A 16,244-nucleotide genomic window follows, 5' to 3' on the forward strand; every position below is an offset into this window, starting at 1 on the left:
AACAATGGACAAAAAAGATTTGGAGGCTATATCGATGGATGAAAACTATGATAAACAGGGGCAATCTATACTAGGGAAAGACTTTAATGAAAATGACGAACGTAATGAACAAGCTAAACTTCACTCTCAAACAGTTGGTTCACGTGGACCCGTACTAGAGCAAGATAGTGTACTGCATGAGTCATTACAAGAATTTATTCATGAAAAAATTTTAGAAAGACCTGTTCATGTAAAAGGATTTGGTGCGTTCGGTTATTTTCAAACGATATATTCGATGTCTGAACATACTAAATTAAGTTTTTTACAAAATTCTAATGAGAAAGTTCCTGTTATGGTGCGATTTTCGTTAGCTGTTAGTACGAAAGGAACACCGGATACTGCTAGAAATGTACGCGGTTTTTCTACAAAATTTTATACAAAAGAAGGAATTTTTGACCTTTTATGTAATCACATTCCTGTTTTTTCTGTTCGTGACCCAATGCGTTTCCCTGAAACGATTCAAGCATTATTGCCTTCACCTAAAAATAACTTAATAGACCCTAATAGATTTTGGAATTTCGTCGCTAAAGCACCTGAATCTATTCATTTTGTTGTCCGTTTATACTCTAATAATGGTACGGCCAAAAGTCTTCGCCACATTCCAGGACATAGTGTTAATACATATGTATGGAGAAATGCGGAAGGTAATCGAAAGTATGTAAAGTATCATTGGTACCCATTTGAAGGTGTACAGTACATTACTAATAAAGAAGCAATTAAACTAGCTGCTGAAAATCCTGATTATAGCGGGAAAGATTTATATGATGCTATTGAAAATGGTAAACCAGTGGAGTATGGTTTATACGTCCAGCTCATGGATCCGAAAGATGAAGCTTACCTATCTTATGATCCTTTAGATGACACAAAAGTATGGGATGAACAGACGTACCCTCTCATACCAGTCGGGAAAATGGTATTAAATAAAAATCCTGAAAATTTTATGGAACAAGTAGAGAAAGTCGCATTCTCCCCTTCTAATTTACTGGATGGTGCAGAACTATCAGATGATAAAATGCTGCAAGGGCGCGCTAACATTTACAGTGATTCACAAAGAAGAAGAATTGGTCCCGAATTTCGCAAATTAACGATTAACCAACAGCAAGATTGGACACCCGCTAATCAAATTACAAGCGGTGACGGAAGGTACGTTGAAGGTAAACTTGAAAGAACTTCTATAACAAAACAGAATGACTTTACGCAGGCTGGTGAATTTTATACGAAGTTAAAACCGATAGAAAAAGAACATCTCGCTGAGAACTTAGCTAGTGATTTGAAAGTTATATCCGATGATATTAGGGAGATCGTTTTGGGGTATTTCAATCAAGTATCAACTGATTTGAAAACAAGCATTGAGACAAAAATGAAAGAGCATTAAGAAGATTAAAGTATTCTTTACGAATGAGAATTCAAATCTATATTAATTATTTTCTTGTCAAAATCCAATGAGATTATTTAATTTAAAAATATAAAGCCAATATATCCCTGTTCTATAATTAGAACAGGGATATATTGATATAGTTTAATTTTTAACATTACATACTTTATTTTGCTAAAAAATGCAATAAGTTTCCTTTCAAAATAAATTATAGTAAACTATTTTACTTGTACCGTATAATTCCCTGTTCCACCACCATACTTATATACACTTAAGTAATATTTCCCTGGCTTTGCATTATAATTTCCAAGCAATTTGTTTCCATCACGTTTTGTTGCATAAGCTACATAATTATTTAGATCTGATTCAGAATATAATACCCAGTTCAGTCCAAGATTTTGTTCGTTCGTAACAGAAATTTGTAAATCTTTTTGATCCTTTACATCAATAACAAATTTATCCCCCTGATCTTGATCGCTCAAGGTTCCTCTTAACAAAATATTCAAAGATAGTGGGTTTGCTGTTTCAAATGAATTATTTGGTTCTTTTTCTACAGCCGTACCTTCTTCCGTATTCACTCCGCTAAACACAACATCATATTCATATTGCCCAGCATTATTTACACGGTAATTTACAAAATAAGCAGTCAATGTTTTATATCCAGTCCACTCTTTTCCTGAAAAACGTTTCAACATATCATTTGTTGCTTCATTCATCACTTTCCAGTCCTCAACTTCTCCTTTAGCCGCACTTCCTGTATATGTCCCCTGTAGTGTAAATGTATTAAAGAATTGTGATTTATTCTTTGTTACTTTCACATCTTTTAATTTCGCTTCATTTGTAATATCTGAAGTAATGTCCGAAAGCGATTTTGGATCATGCTGAGTTAAATACTCATCTGATACTTGTGGAATTGTATACTTATCGCGATTATCAATAAGCATTTGCATATAAGATTGATATTCTTCATTTAACTTATTATCTTTGCTTAATGTAGCACGGTATGCATCGTAACTTGAAACATCATTTGCGCGAATCAAATCATGCACTTTATCGAACATTTCAGGGCGCTTATTATACATATATGATTGCAGCGCAAACGAATAATTATAAAAATCCCACGTTCCATATTTCGCATTTAATGTTTGTGATGCTGTATAACGTTTTGCAGGATCATTAGATAACCCACCAATTATACTTTTTCGCGGTACTACACTATCTAATCGCGTTGCACCTGCAAAGAACTCTGCGTTTCCTTCTTCAAACCATGTTAAACGTTCATTTTGATACATTTCTCCTTGTCCCCATAATCCCTGAACTTCGTACCTTCCCTGTAAGTAGTGCGTAAATTCATGGCGGAATAATTCTTCCAAACTATAAATACTTTGCTCTGGTGTACGTTCATATGTAAAGAAAGTCCCTGTCCCTTCAATATAGATCCCACCATTATTCGTTTCATATCCGTACAGTTGACGATTAAATTGATACTCATCTGGGCTATTATAAATAACCATCGTTAACACATCATCAGCATGTCCACTTTCAAGTGGTTTATCGCTACCAACTGTACGATAAAATTGAGAACGCACTTCTTTTGCCGCCCAGTATAGACGTTTAATTTTCTCTTCGCTAACTTTATCCCCAGCTTTAAAGACAATTGCTCCATCATCAAACGTATACGTTTTCGATAAATATTTCTTTTTACCCTCTTCTCGAATTTGATCTAAATTTACAGTTTTTCCGTTCGCATCTATTCCTCCATAATTTGTAGTAATTTGTTCTGCCGCAACAAAGTATTGCTCTCCTAAATATGGATAAATTCGCATTGCATCTGTAACAACTTGTTGTCCTTTTGTCGGCGTGCTATGAAGCTTGCCCAATCGTCCAGCATAGTAAATCCCATTATTAATTAACCATCCGTTTTTATTTGTTACTGTACCAAGTAGTGCAAAACGATTTACTTCATTAATAAAGTTATCAATATTTCGAAACCACATCGTATCTTTTGGCTCTTTTCCAGTCGTGTACATATCCGTCTGAATATCAAAGTCAATTCCCTTCATCAACTCATATATAGCGTCTCCTTTTGTTCTGTCTTCAATGAAAGTTGCAAGATTATCATTATATTGTTTAAAAATTTCACCTGCATATAAAACCGTTTCAACATCTGCTGATGCATTTCCAATTAATTTTCCATATGATGCAATTACTTTATTTTGTTCTGATGTACCAAGTTTGAAATTTGGATTTTTTGCAATTGTTTTTAAAGCTGGTAAACATTTATCATGGTAGCTACGCTCATTTAGTTTGCTTAATTCATCATGGTAAAAACCTAAATAAAATGCTGCACGTAGAGCTTCTACTAATGTTTCAATCCCTTTTGAATCATCTTTCGTATAAGCTTGTCCTTGTTCTGCTAGTTTATTAATAATTGCTTGCATTCGACTATCATCTTGATAGAATTTAAGACTATCACTATTAAACTGAAATAATTCTGGAATTTGATACCATTTAATTGTCACAAGAAGATCAGTTAATTGTTTATTATTTAATTGATTTAACTCAGCCATTGAATACTTTTTTTCTTCAGCTAACGGTTTAATATTATCGTTTGGTGCTAGTGGACGCTGCGATAAATCCGCTAATTTTAACCGTTTTGTAAAAGATGCATTTTCTTGTACTTTTGAAGGGTGCGCCAATTCATCAACAGATTTCTGTATTCCTACCGGCTCCATTTGTAATACGTTCTTCACATTTTTCTCTTTTGTCTCTGCTTGAATTTGCAAACCATTACATGTTATTGTCACTAGTCCAACACCAAGAATCCACTTAGAAATTTCCGAATATTTAACCATACCATTGCCCCCTAATAATTTAAAAGAAAATTCAGAATTTTTAAACCGAAAACCTACTTATTTGTATGTATTTACAGTTCCGCTATAAATACAACTATGATTAATAATGCAATAGTAGCTTGTTTTATACTATTACGAGTACAGATTCCTTACATACAATCTCCCTTCCTTACATGTAATACAAGCAAAAACTGTGCCAATCATATTTCTTATGCATGGCCAATATTCTTTTATAAATACTGTAGAATAAAATATACATAGGTGGTTCGGCAATGTATAAATCATTTGACACAAAATCTAATGTTTATGAAGAACAAATTCATTGAATGTTATAAGTTCATTAGCCAGTACATAATTTCCAACTAAAAACATCCCCAATTTTTAAATCTCTCAAAAAAAGGTAAACAAACATATTCCATAAAGCTAATATGTTCGTTTACCTTTTTCTATTTCAAATCAACAGCAAAATATCATTGAATAAAAACAGCATGAATACGTATTTTGTTATTCATTTCTCTTTTTCATATAATCTTTTTCACATTGCAAAGGCTTGAATTTCACTTTTTTCCCTTTCTTCTTTTTCGTTTTTATAACGAGCCATTCCCCTTTTTCAACGTCTAGTTTTAGGCGTTTCATTACATTGATATTATCTTTTTCTTTATAAAGTAAAAATGCTTCTTGCGCCCTCACAAATAAGCTGGGCTGTTCGCTAAATCCACCACTATCATAAATTTTAGTTAGCGAATTATAATAAGAATCATTTTCCTTTCCACCATACATCAAATGGGCAGCCTCCAGATCTCTTTTACTTACTTCCCAAAAACTATGTTCATCAATATTTAAATTAAATGTGGATTTAATGTCCTGTATTATATTCTTCACATACTTTTCATCTCGAACTTTTCTTTCTTCGAGACAATCCGAAGATAACCTTGGTGCATCTGATTGGGAATGTACAACGTGTTGTATCGATACACACAGAATAAATATGCTTAAAATGTAAAATATTTTTTTCATATTTACATATCACCTCAAATGATTTAGATACTATATCATTTGAGGCTTACAATATTCTTATACTAATAATGTAAAAGGCCCTATAATTTAGACTATTATAGGGCCTTTCCTTTTAATATTGCTTTATTAAATTCACCGGCGAAGCCAGTACCTTACTACTTTTCACATCATATAATCCTATAGGTGTTACTCGTATAAAAGGCAAGTGCGTCGCAGAAAAGAATAAAATTGTAAATGCTGGATCATCATACGTGTAGCCACGCTCTTGTAGTAATTTCACCATCTGTTTCTCTTCCTGTATTAATTCACTCATTTTTAAATTAGACATAATCCCGAGCAATGGTAATGCTATTTCGTGTAACACTTCATTGTTTTCTGCTACGACCATTCCACCACCGAGCTCTTTTACTCTACGAAAAGCTGTAAGCATATCTTCTTTACTTTTTCCAATGAGAATCATATCACCTGTGCCGGAATAAGAACTAGCAAGACCACCTAATTCTTTCGCAAAACCTTTTACAACTGTATTTACTCGCCAAGTACCATCACGAGCAATCATCATGAGGAAGCATTCATCATGATCTGTGGATAATTCATCACAGTCTATATTGATTTCACTAGTATATGGTTTTGTAATAACGTTATTTAATAAGTGTATCCCCGTTTTATTAGAGAAAATCATATCCTCTTTTTCTATTGACCAATCTAATGATAATGGAGTTACTTTATATTTACTCCAGTCTATATGTAATGCTTCATGCGTATTTACACCGTCACGCTTCACCCATTTCCCCTTTGCAAGGACACTAATTGGTACTGGGTTTTCTTTACTTTCTAAAATATTGATATTAGCAATTCTACCTGTCGCAATCGAACCATGTACATGTTCCATATTATAATAGCGAGCAATATTATAACTTGCCATATGGTATGCATCTATTACTGGCACTCCTTGTTTTATCGCGGTAGAAATCATTACGTTTGTCATTCCATTTTCATAAAACGAAGGATGTGAGCCGTCTGTAGTAAGTATAAATCTATCAAACTGTTTCACGCCTAATTCCAACAATTCTTTTAATAAAACTTCTAAATCCGGTCTAATGGAAGAATTTCTAAGAGAAACGGTGTAACCTTGCATAAGACGAGTGAAAGCTTCCTGCCCTGTCATCGCTTCATGATCACAATCTGTACCTAACAGTTTTAACTTCGCTAAAGTCGTTTCAGATGCACCCGGAAAATGGCCTTCTACTTTCTTCTGCAATCGCTTCGTTTCCTGCACCCAAGTTAACATTTCATCATCACCATGTAATAATTTTGGCCATGCTGTTAACTCCCCACCTTGAAGAACAGCTTCTTGTTTCAGCCATTCTATTATTTCTTTACTATTAAACAAAGATTCCCCGTTTTGCAATTCAGTCTGTCCATCAAAACGGCACCACCAATACATAGTAGCTGGAATCTTTTTAAATTCCTCTAATAAACGAAATGATTCTTCACGTTTTAATGTGAAAAATAGAGTTAAATTATCATTAATAAAAGTCGTTGTCCCAAATTGCATCGCATGATTTGCTAGCGTCTCTGGGTTATACAACTGATATGGATGTGCATGCGGTTCTATGTAACTGGGAACGACATACTTTCCATCACAATCAATGACTTCACATTTATATAGTTGCTCTGGCAACTTTTCTCCTACATATATAATACGGTCATCATAAATCCAAATATTTGCTTGCATCCATTCACGTATATAGGAATTTAAGTATGTTGCATTCTTTAATAATTTGTGTGGACTTCTTGTACCGTCTATTATTTCTACATGTTCTCGTAATTGCTTGTTACTCCATCTAAACTGATTTTGTCCCAATGTATTTCACTCCAAATCAATTTACTTTTTTATTAAAACAAAATAATTAACAAACTAAAGTATTATCCATTCATAACTCCCCTGTATAGCCCCTATACCTCTCATTATATGGAATACTCTCAAAAATAACAATTTTCAAAACAAACAACACCTCTTTGTCCCACAACAAAAAGGATGTCATACAACTGACATCCTTTTTATACTAAACTATAAGATTGAATTGCACTTTGAAATACACTTGTATCATATTTATGTTCTACATATACTTAATACCATATTATGAATGTTAATACTGTCCTTATTTGTGAAATTTAAAAAGCATCTCTTTTATTTACAGCTATTGCAGAAACCTATTCGCTTTTTCTTCATCTATTTATTAAATTCAACTTGCATCATTTTATCAAACTGTGTAAGAATATCAACCGGACCTAAAGAATTAACATTGACAGCAAATGTATGCTTGCCTCCAATTACTCCACCAGCAAAAGTCATAAACCCAGGAATTGATCCTCCGTGCCCCCATACTGAGACACCATTTGGAAGTTTAGTCTCATAGATTCCAAGACCATATCCATCCCCAACCCCTTTTCCTTCTACAGGAACTGTAGTAAGCATTTCTTTTAGCTCGCGTTCCTTCAGTAACTTACCACCGAGTAAAGATGAAAAGAATTTGTTTAAATCATCCGCATTAGAAATCATATCTCCAGCTGCATTAGCTAAACTCGGATTATAATACGTAATGTCTTTCAACTCGCCTGTTTCTTCCATTTTCACATATCCACGAGCATGATTCTTTCCTGGGATGACGGGTGAATTCCCTGGTAAAAACGTATTTGGCAAGTCCAGAGGTTCAATAATTCGCTTTTCAATTTCTTCCGCATAACTATTACCAGTTATTTTTTCAATAAGCATTCCCAATATTACATATCCTGTGTTTGAATACAACCAGTCTTTGCCCGGCGAGAAATCTGGAGGCAGAGAAAGGCCTATTTTCACTATTTCTTCTGCTGTATACGTTTTTTTCGAATTCATTACGTCAGCGTCTTTTGACTTTAAATATTCAGCGATACCACTCGTATGATTCAAAAGTTGTCGTATCGTAATTTGATTTCCATCATACCCATTTCCTTGCACGAGACCCGGCAGCCACTTTTCAATTGGATCGTCAAGTTGTACGCGATTTTCTCCTACTAATTGAAGAACAGTCGTGGCGGTAAAAGTTTTCGTCACACTACCAATCCGAAAGCGAAAATCCGATTTCACCGGTTTCTTTGTAATTAAATCCGCCACGCCAGCAGTATAACTATTAACTTTCCCTTTATTAGACGTCTTAGCTAATACCCCTGGTGCCCCAATTTGTATTGTTTCCTGCATTACTTGTTTCCATCCATTCCGATTCTTTTGATTAGGTTCTTGTGACGAATTAGAAATATTTTGAGTAGACTCTGCTTTCACAGTAAAACCAGGTGTAAATAGAGTAGTACCCGCTAATAAAACTGCTAAACTTGCCAACTTAATTTGATTACGTGTTTTCATAAGGCTTTCTCTCCTCTATTAATATCGTATTGATTCAAGCTATACTTTCATCCTATACGATAAACCTCTCTTTTTTCTTATTCATTCCTTACAAAATACTTACGTTTAAATTTAAATAGGGTAAACTGAGGTAGAGTTATGCATGCAAATAAAAAGAGAACATGTTTTCACTTTTTATGTAAACATGTTCTCATAAACATTTAAAATTCTATATCAGCTTTTCATCCTATTCTTTACACAACTAATCTAAATTCCTTTTTACCAGCCTGCACTAGCATTCATACCATTTCCAATAATAGAAAGTAATAACGGCCATAATACTGGTCCTAATGTAAGAAATACATTTAGAAGTATGAGCATTCTATATCCAACGGTGAAATTGTGATTTTTACGATTAACAAATACTAAACTGATTAATGATATTATAGTCGTTAAAAATAATACTAACATTAGCAACCAATACCACACCATTAAACTAAGACTCCATGGTGTTAATAGCTCATGTATGATGCAAAATGAGATTCCTAATACTGCAAAACTAAAGCTAGTCACCGCTGTTTTTATAAGCCATTTATTTAATTTTTTATCGTATGTATTTTTACAGTATAAATCTATTAAAGTATATAAAGATAAATATGACATTAATACGCCTATCCAAGATAATAACCAATCACCGTCCCCTTGAAATAATAAGAACAGCAACCAACACATACCTACTGCTGAAAAAACAAAGGAAATAAGTATGCTTTTTAATACCGATTTCATTACATTTTCACACCCTTAAAAAATCAAAAATTAATTATAATTTATAAAAATTAAGTATAGGTTAACATGTAATGAAGTATAAGTAAATAAAGTTAATTTACAGTTAATTTCATTTTCTTATTTGAAGGCAGTTTTATATTTGAAAATGATTCATGATAATCAAATTTCTATACTAAAAAGTAAAGGTGGATATTTACATATCCACCTTCCCATCTCCCTCTACCCACTTCATTATTTTTTCCACATCTAACTCCGTATACGTCTTTTCACCATAACGAACAGACTCATATAGCGAAGTAATATTTCTCGTTCTACTAATTCTTTTTAACCACTGTTGCATCGTTTCATAGGATCTTCTCTGTTCATGAAATGGTAATGTTCTTTCCCATTCAACTAACGTTTTTCTTATCGTATCTGTCGGTAACGGCTGTTCAAACTGATGCTTCACTTTCTTGTTCTTTTCAGTTCTATCCGTGTTTTCTTTTGTTATCGATTGTTTATCCTGTTGTATTTCTGATTTCGTTACCTTTTTCCTCATTAATTTATAAAAAACATATAGAATAACCACTGCAATAATTACATAAAAAACGACACTAATCCATGAATTTGAAAGAACAGAAAACACATCAGTCCATGAATTTTTTCGTACAAAAAGTGGAATTTTCCTATCTATTTTTGTTCTTGTATCTACAACTCCTGTTTCTTCATCTATAATTCTTTCAGGTTCATCAAACTGTGAGTCTACACTAGTAAAATCATAATTTCTTTCTGATATTGTCTCCGTCTTACTAGAAAACAGCCCTTTTACTATGTCTTGTACATGCACAACACCTTGTGAAAACGTTATCGCACTAACCGTAAAGAAAAGTAGTATTAATACTCTAACACTCCACAACTTTACTTCCATATGTCTCTCTTTATTAACCATGACATAAACCCCTTCTTATTCTTTAATTACAACCCATTTATTCGTTCTGGTGTATTTCCTTGGGGAAGTACCAAGAATTAAAGGAACTGCATCCAATTCTTTTCGACGAAAGCCTGCTGTGTAAAAATAAGTGGAAGATACAGGAGTATCTTGGTCCGATATTGAGGCAAGTACTTTTAATATATTTTGCAAATGTTTCCGATTATCCCCATTTTTTATATGTAGCAAACCGTTATCTTTTACACTATTGATCCATACTTCAAACGAACAGTTTTGCATAAGAAGTTGTTTGCATATACCTGCTGTTAATTCAATTAGTTCCTCTGTATCATTTCGCAAAGAAATACCGCTTTTATTTTGCAAGTTGAGGTAAATCGCGTATTTATCTGATTGCGTTCGCTCGTACTTTTTCGCAGTTATCGTCCCTGTTTTCGCTGTTGCACTCCAGTGGATAGAACGAAAATCTTCATTTTCATAAGACTTTACTCCCATTACTTTCGTTTCATCATATAAGGGTGATGACATCGCTTTTCGAAATCCTCGTGACCATTCTTGTAATTCAGGAACTTGTATTTTCGGAACAGCTGGTAAGACTAAATAGGAGGGCGTATCAACTTGTTTATATGTGATATGGTTCGTTATAAATCCAAAGAGATCAGTAATAACAATTTCAACCTCTTCCCATTTCGCAATGCCTCTTTTTAATGCCACAGCTTGTAAATCAAATGAAACTGACTCTCTTCCTTTTAAATTAAAATTCATATAATAATTTGAACCTGTACTATTATTTTTATTTATTTCATCATGATTCCAAGTTATCTTATTTTCACATTTAAATCGGAATACAACATTAAAAATAGGGAAAATTGATTTGTTTGAAATTTTTATTTTGCACCTGTTCGTTTCACCGATAAAAACATTCGAATTTCCTTGATCGTATTCCCAGTTAACACGAGATACTTTACGTATATAAACATGCATAGCACCTATTAAAATTACATATAAAAATACGAGAGATAATATGAGTAGATTACTTGAAAACACACTTAAAATAACGGTTACAACTGACATAACTCCTATTACGAAAGGCTCCGCTAAAGGTGTATACACAAGTTGTTGATTCATCGTACATTCTCCACCGGCACATTAATCGTATGAAGAATTTCTTTCATGATTTGTTCTTTTGTTGTTTTCATCTCCCCTTCAATTGTCAACGTTAAACGATGAGCGCATATAGATGCAGCAAGTATCTTTATATCATCTGGCGTACAGTAATCTCTTTCATTTAATATAGCCCGTGCTTGAATCGCTCTCATAAATGCCAACGTCCCCCGCGGACTTACACCAATTTCAATTAGCTCATGCTTACGCGTTGCCTCAATAATTTCAAGAAGATAATCTTGCACATCATTTCCTACTAACACTTCTCTTGCACGTTTTTGCATCATAATAATTTCTTCACTTGAAATAATAGAGTGTAATGTTTCTAACGGATCATTCGTTTGAAACCGATTCATCATTTCCTTTTCAGCTTCTCTCGTAGGATAACCTTGGCGAATCGTAAGTAAAAATCGGTCTAATTGAGCATCAGGTAAAGGAAATGTACCAGCAGATTCAAGAGGATTTTGCGTTGCAATTACTAAAAAAGGTTCTGGTAATGAATGCGTCTGTTTCGCAATTGTAACAGTACGCTCTTCCATAACTTCGAGTAACGAAGATTGTGTTCTCGGTACAGCCCGATTAATTTCATCCACTAATACTATATTTGCAAAAATAGGACCTAACCTCGTTTTAAAATCCGATTCCTTCACATTAAAATATTCAAGACCAATAACATCTCCGGGCAAAGTATCCGCTGTAAATTGTATTCTTTGAAATTTTGCGTCCACGCTTTTAGCCAAACTTTTCGCTAGTGTTGTTTTTCCTGTCCCCGGTACATCTTCTAATAAAATATGTCCTTTTGCTATTAGAGCAATGGCTGCAAGTTCTATGGATTCATCTTTTCCTATAATAACTTTCGAAATATTATTAGTGATTTTCTTTAAAATGTTCATATATTTATCCCCCGCCTTCACTTATTCAGAAAATTAAGAATTATTATTTTCCAAATTATAACACATACTGATAAAAGTAAATATATTCCTGTAAAAATAAAAAAGATGACCTCAGCCACACGCTAAAGTCATCTTTTTCTACCTTATTATTTTACTAACTCTCCATTATAAGCCTTTATATCAAGCGGAGCAGTTAAAAATTGTGCTGCTTTACTAACGAAAGATGTAAAGTGTTCACTCGTATTATGACTCGCAACTGCTGCTTCATCTTTCCATACTTCTACCATCGTATAAACACTTTCTTTTTCTGTATCTTTATATAAGTCATAAGATACATTTCCACTTTCTTCTCTTGAACCATGAATGAGTGGCTGAATTTCTTCTAAAAATGCTTGTTGTTTTGCTGGATCTACTTGAAATATTGCGTGAATAATAATCATGGTGTTTCCCCTTTCATATTCCACTTATTTCTTTAAAATTACTTCCACTCTGCAACTTTTTCAATTGGAAGACGTACTGATTGGTAACCACTGTCAGCAGCTTTTCCGATTGAAATTAACATAACTGGTACGTGACGGTCTTTATCTAGTCCGAAAGCTTCTGCGATTTGATCTTTCTCAAAACCACCAATTGGACAACTGTCATAGCCGTGAGCACGAGCTGCTAACATAAATTGCATTGCTACAAGACCACCGTCAATTAATACTGTATCTTTCATTACTTCTGGTGTAACCATAGAGAAGTAAGCTGAAAGTTTTTTCATTTGATCTTCTTTTACTTCTGCTGGCATAAGTCCACGCTCTACTGCTGTACCGTAAATTTCTTCTGCGTTATCAAAGTTGTTTAAATCACCAAATAAAGCAATCATTGCTGAAGACGTTTCTACTTGAGATTGATTGAATTTCGCAAGTGGCGCAAGTGTTGCTTTCGCTTCGTCACTTTCAATCACTACGAATCTCCATGGCTGCATGTTTACTGAAGATGGTGCAAGTGTTGCTTCTGTAAGAATTTCAGTCATTTCTTCTTTGCTAATTTTCACTGAAGGGTCGTACTTACGAATTGAACGACGTCCTGTTAAAATTTCGTTAAAATCATTTGTTTTTACTGAGTTAGTCATAGTTGTATTCTCCCTTTTTTATAATTCTTTTATATTTTCTTGAATGTGGTTTAACATATTTAAAAGATTGTCGCGTTCTTCTTCACTTAATCCTTTAAATGCAGATGCTGCAAAACGTTCTTTTTCCTCTTGAAACGCTTGAATTTTATTTCGTCCCTCTTCAGTAAGAGAAACTAACGTAATTCTGTTATCATCTGGATTTTTACGTCTTACAATCATCTCATTGGCCTCAAGCTGCTTTAAATGCCTCGTTATCGCAGCATTATCAATATTCACTTCTTGCTGAAGTGCTTTTTGACTAATTTCACCTACTTCATATAACTGAAGTATAAGCTCTAATCGAGACTGGCTCATACCCGTACACCCTTCAAATTTCGAACTTACTTCTTTATTTAGAAAGTGTAATTTATATAAAATAATCGCTTCTTTTGAGCATGAACTTGTCAAATTACCCCTCCTTTACAATCAAAATGAAAACATTTGATGTATCAATAGTTGATATGTCAATTAATATAATCTATATCGATTTAGAATGCAAGCATTTTGTTTTCATTTTATTTTTTCCAAATTAAGGCGCTTTGTAGCGTTACAAATAATGTTAATTGCACTATAATAATACTAATTTAAAGAACTGGAGAGTGATTGATAATGCGGCAATACACAAATAGAAATGAGGAAATGAAAATGGAAAATGAAATGAGGATATTGATATATGACAACAATAAATATAGGGATTGTCGCGCACGTAGACGCTGGCAAGACGAGTTTGACTGAGCGTATTCTTTATGAAACGAATGTGATTAAAGAAATTGGCCGAGTAGATAGTGGTAATACACAAACTGACTCAATGGAATTAGAAAGACAACGCGGAATTACGATTAAAGCATCTGTCGTTTCTTTCTTTATTGATGATGTAAAAATAAATGTCATTGATACACCTGGACACGCTGATTTTATCGCTGAAGTGGAGCGATCATTCCGCGTTCTAGACGGTGCGATTTTAGTTATCTCTGCCGTTGAAGGTGTGCAAGCACAAACAAAAATTTTAATGCGAACATTACAGAAACTAAACATACCGACAATTTTATTCGTTAATAAAATTGATCGTAGTGGAGCAAACACTGAAAAAGTTATGAAACAAATAAAAGAGGTTCTTTCAAATGAAGCATTCCCCTTCTACTCTGTTCTAAACGAAGGAGCGAAAGAAGCCCGGATCATTGAATATAAATCATATGACGATTGTATGGAACTGTTAGCACCATTTAATGAATCATTACTTGAGTCATATGTAAATAACGAAATAATACCGGACGCACTATTAAGAGAAAAACTAGAACAGCAAATACAGCAAGCAAGTGTGTATCCAATCTTTTTCGGTTCAGCAATGACAGGTATAGGAGTAACAGAACTACTTGACAAACTTCCGGCCCTAATGCCAGCTCTTACATCGGCACAAGAGGAACCATTATCCGGTGTTGTTTTTAAAATTGAACGTGAACCTTCTGGAGAAAAGGTTGCTTATATAAGAGTTTTTTCAGGTAGCTTACATGTTAGAAAATATGTTGATATACAGCGCGATGAGTCTCTACCACATAAAGAAAAGATTAAAAAAATGTGTATGTTTCATAGCGGAAATGCCGTTCAAACTACTACTGTTCCTAACGGTGAATTTTGTAAAGTGTGGGGACTGAATGACATTAAAATTGGTGATATTATTGGTGAACGTACGGATTATATAAAAGATATTCACTTTGCCGAGCCACAAATGGAAGCTTCCATTGATGCAGTATCAAAAGAAAGAATTCATGATTTATACGCTGCACTTATGGAGCTATGTGAAGAAGATCCACTTATTAAAGTGTGGAAAGATGATGTTCATAATGAACTATACATTCGCCTTTTCGGTGAGGTACAAAAAGAAGTAATTGAAACAACACTTTATGAGAAATATAATTTGCAAGTTACTTTTTCAAATACGCGAGTTGTATGTATCGAGAAACCAATTGGCTTAGGCAATTCTGTTGAAGTAATGGGTGAAAAAGAGAATCCATTTTACGCAACAGTCGGATTCAAAGTTGAACGTGGTGAACTTAACTCTGGCGTAACATATCACTTAGGGGTTGAACTCGGATCACTACCTTTAGCATTCCATAAAGCGATTGAAGATACGGTATTTCAAACGTTAAAACAAGGATTATATGGATGGGAAGTTACAGATATTATCGTCACGTTAACACATACTGGTTATGCTAGTCCTGTTACAACAGCAAGTGACTTTAGAAATTTGACACCGATCGTATTAATGGATGCTTTAAAGCAAGCTGAAACATATGTATATGAACCAGTAAATGAGTTTGAATTAACTGTACCGGAGCACGCAATTAGTACTGCAATGTATAAACTCGCTGCCGTTCCAGCAACTTTTGCAGAGCCTATATTCCATTACAATTCTTATCAGTTAACAGGATCATTACCTGTTGCGAAAACAGAGAGTTTCAAACGAATACTACATTCATTTACAGAAGGAGAAGGCATATTTACAACGAAGCCAGCTGGTTTCACAAAGCTTATGGCTCCCTTCCCTACTCGAAAACGTGTTGATTATAATCCGCTGAACCGAAAAGATTATTTGCTTCATGTGTTGAAGGCTTATTAAAAGTAAAAGAGGTGCAATTCGCACCTCTTTTTGCA

Annotated in this window: 13 protein-coding genes; 2 read left to right on the forward strand and 11 right to left on the reverse strand. The window is 34.0% G+C overall.

All coding sequences use genetic code 11. From position 1 onward, the window contains the following. The first annotated feature begins 34 nt into the window (after positions 1 to 34). Entirely contained in the window at positions 35 to 1,414 is a 1,380-nt protein-coding gene (locus tag IBT51_RS07285) for a catalase (RefSeq protein WP_063547730.1), read from the forward strand. 218 nt (positions 1,415 to 1,632) lie between these two features. Here IBT51_RS07285 and colA read toward each other — a convergent pair whose 3' ends face one another. The 11 genes from colA to IBT51_RS07340 all read right to left on the reverse strand — a co-directional run bounded on the left by colA (position 1,633) and on the right by IBT51_RS07340 (position 14,000). Next, on the reverse strand, positions 1,633 to 4,269 hold the full coding sequence (colA, locus tag IBT51_RS07290; protein ID WP_078401392.1) for a collagenase ColA: 2,637 nt from the start codon (positions 4,267 to 4,269) through the stop codon (positions 1,633 to 1,635). A 504-nt stretch (positions 4,270 to 4,773) separates the two neighbouring features. Beyond that, on the reverse strand, positions 4,774 to 5,286 hold the full coding sequence (locus IBT51_RS07295) for a hypothetical protein (protein WP_000719367.1): 513 nt from the start codon (positions 5,284 to 5,286) through the stop codon (positions 4,774 to 4,776). Between the two features lie 112 nt (positions 5,287 to 5,398). Continuing rightward, on the reverse strand, positions 5,399 to 7,153 hold the full coding sequence (locus IBT51_RS07300) for an adenine deaminase C-terminal domain-containing protein (RefSeq protein ID WP_078401391.1): 1,755 nt from the start codon (positions 7,151 to 7,153) through the stop codon (positions 5,399 to 5,401). A gap of 369 nt (positions 7,154 to 7,522) precedes the next feature. Then, positions 7,523 to 8,689 (reverse strand): serine hydrolase domain-containing protein, encoded by a 1,167-nt coding sequence (locus IBT51_RS07305; RefSeq protein ID WP_043936964.1) that lies wholly within the window; start codon positions 8,687 to 8,689, stop codon positions 7,523 to 7,525. 258 nt (positions 8,690 to 8,947) lie between these two features. After that, a complete protein-coding gene (locus IBT51_RS07310; protein ID WP_000843829.1) occupies positions 8,948 to 9,454 on the reverse strand; it encodes a DUF3902 family protein in 507 nt (168 codons plus the stop codon). 193 nt (positions 9,455 to 9,647) lie between these two features. Then, entirely contained in the window at positions 9,648 to 10,382 is a 735-nt protein-coding gene (locus tag IBT51_RS07315; protein ID WP_141241026.1) for a signal peptidase II, read from the reverse strand. 15 nt (positions 10,383 to 10,397) lie between these two features. Further along, positions 10,398 to 11,507, reverse strand: a complete 1,110-nt coding sequence (locus IBT51_RS07320) for a DUF58 domain-containing protein (RefSeq protein ID WP_200458220.1) — start codon at positions 11,505 to 11,507, stop codon at positions 10,398 to 10,400. After that, the gene (locus IBT51_RS07325; RefSeq protein ID WP_095690642.1) at positions 11,504 to 12,436 is read right to left on the reverse strand and encodes an AAA family ATPase; all 933 of its coding nucleotides are present in this window, start codon (positions 12,434 to 12,436) and stop codon (positions 11,504 to 11,506) included. Before IBT51_RS07325 ends, IBT51_RS07320 begins: the two co-directional genes overlap by 4 nt. Positions 12,437 to 12,582: 146 nt before the next feature. Then, positions 12,583 to 12,876: a putative quinol monooxygenase gene (locus IBT51_RS07330; protein ID WP_000583804.1), complete on the reverse strand. Its 294-nt coding sequence runs from the start codon at positions 12,874 to 12,876 to the stop codon at positions 12,583 to 12,585. Between the two features lie 38 nt (positions 12,877 to 12,914). Continuing rightward, a complete protein-coding gene (locus IBT51_RS07335) occupies positions 12,915 to 13,553 on the reverse strand; it encodes a nitroreductase family protein (RefSeq protein ID WP_200458219.1) in 639 nt (212 codons plus the stop codon). 18 nt (positions 13,554 to 13,571) lie between these two features. Next, positions 13,572 to 14,000 (reverse strand): MarR family winged helix-turn-helix transcriptional regulator, encoded by a 429-nt coding sequence (locus IBT51_RS07340; RefSeq protein WP_000204172.1) that lies wholly within the window; start codon positions 13,998 to 14,000, stop codon positions 13,572 to 13,574. Between the two features lie 265 nt (positions 14,001 to 14,265). On the opposite strand from IBT51_RS07340, the gene IBT51_RS07345 reads away from it, so the two are divergent. After that, positions 14,266 to 16,209, forward strand: a complete 1,944-nt coding sequence (locus IBT51_RS07345) for an elongation factor G (RefSeq protein ID WP_200458218.1) — start codon at positions 14,266 to 14,268, stop codon at positions 16,207 to 16,209. Positions 16,210 to 16,244 lie beyond the last annotated feature (35 nt).

It is taken from the genome of Bacillus sp. S71 (genome assembly GCF_016625265.1).
GTDB lineage: Bacteria > Bacillota > Bacilli > Bacillales > Bacillaceae_G > Bacillus_A > Bacillus_A cereus.

What these genes read in the sequence shown, in the direction of transcription:
- IBT51_RS07315 (WP_141241026.1), bottom strand. Translation starts at nt 10,382, where the DNA reads ATGGTTAATAAAGAGAGACATATGGAAGTAAAGTTGTGGAGTGTTAGA.
- IBT51_RS07345 (WP_200458218.1), top strand. Translation starts at nt 14,266, where the DNA reads ATGACAACAATAAATATAGGGATTGTCGCGCACGTAGACGCTGGCAAG.
- IBT51_RS07310 (WP_000843829.1), bottom strand. Translation starts at nt 9,454, where the DNA reads ATGAAATCGGTATTAAAAAGCATACTTATTTCCTTTGTTTTTTCAGCA.
- IBT51_RS07335 (WP_200458219.1), bottom strand. Translation starts at nt 13,553, where the DNA reads ATGACTAACTCAGTAAAAACAAATGATTTTAACGAAATTTTAACAGGA.
- IBT51_RS07305 (WP_043936964.1), bottom strand. Translation starts at nt 8,689, where the DNA reads ATGAAAACACGTAATCAAATTAAGTTGGCAAGTTTAGCAGTTTTATTA.
- IBT51_RS07325 (WP_095690642.1), bottom strand. Translation starts at nt 12,436, where the DNA reads ATGAACATTTTAAAGAAAATCACTAATAATATTTCGAAAGTTATTATA.
- colA (WP_078401392.1), bottom strand. Translation starts at nt 4,269, where the DNA reads ATGGTTAAATATTCGGAAATTTCTAAGTGGATTCTTGGTGTTGGACTA.
- IBT51_RS07285 (WP_063547730.1), top strand. Translation starts at nt 35, where the DNA reads ATGGATGAAAACTATGATAAACAGGGGCAATCTATACTAGGGAAAGAC.
- IBT51_RS07330 (WP_000583804.1), bottom strand. Translation starts at nt 12,876, where the DNA reads ATGATTATTATTCACGCAATATTTCAAGTAGATCCAGCAAAACAACAA.
- IBT51_RS07295 (WP_000719367.1), bottom strand. Translation starts at nt 5,286, where the DNA reads ATGAAAAAAATATTTTACATTTTAAGCATATTTATTCTGTGTGTATCG.
- IBT51_RS07320 (WP_200458220.1), bottom strand. Translation starts at nt 11,507, where the DNA reads ATGAATCAACAACTTGTGTATACACCTTTAGCGGAGCCTTTCGTAATA.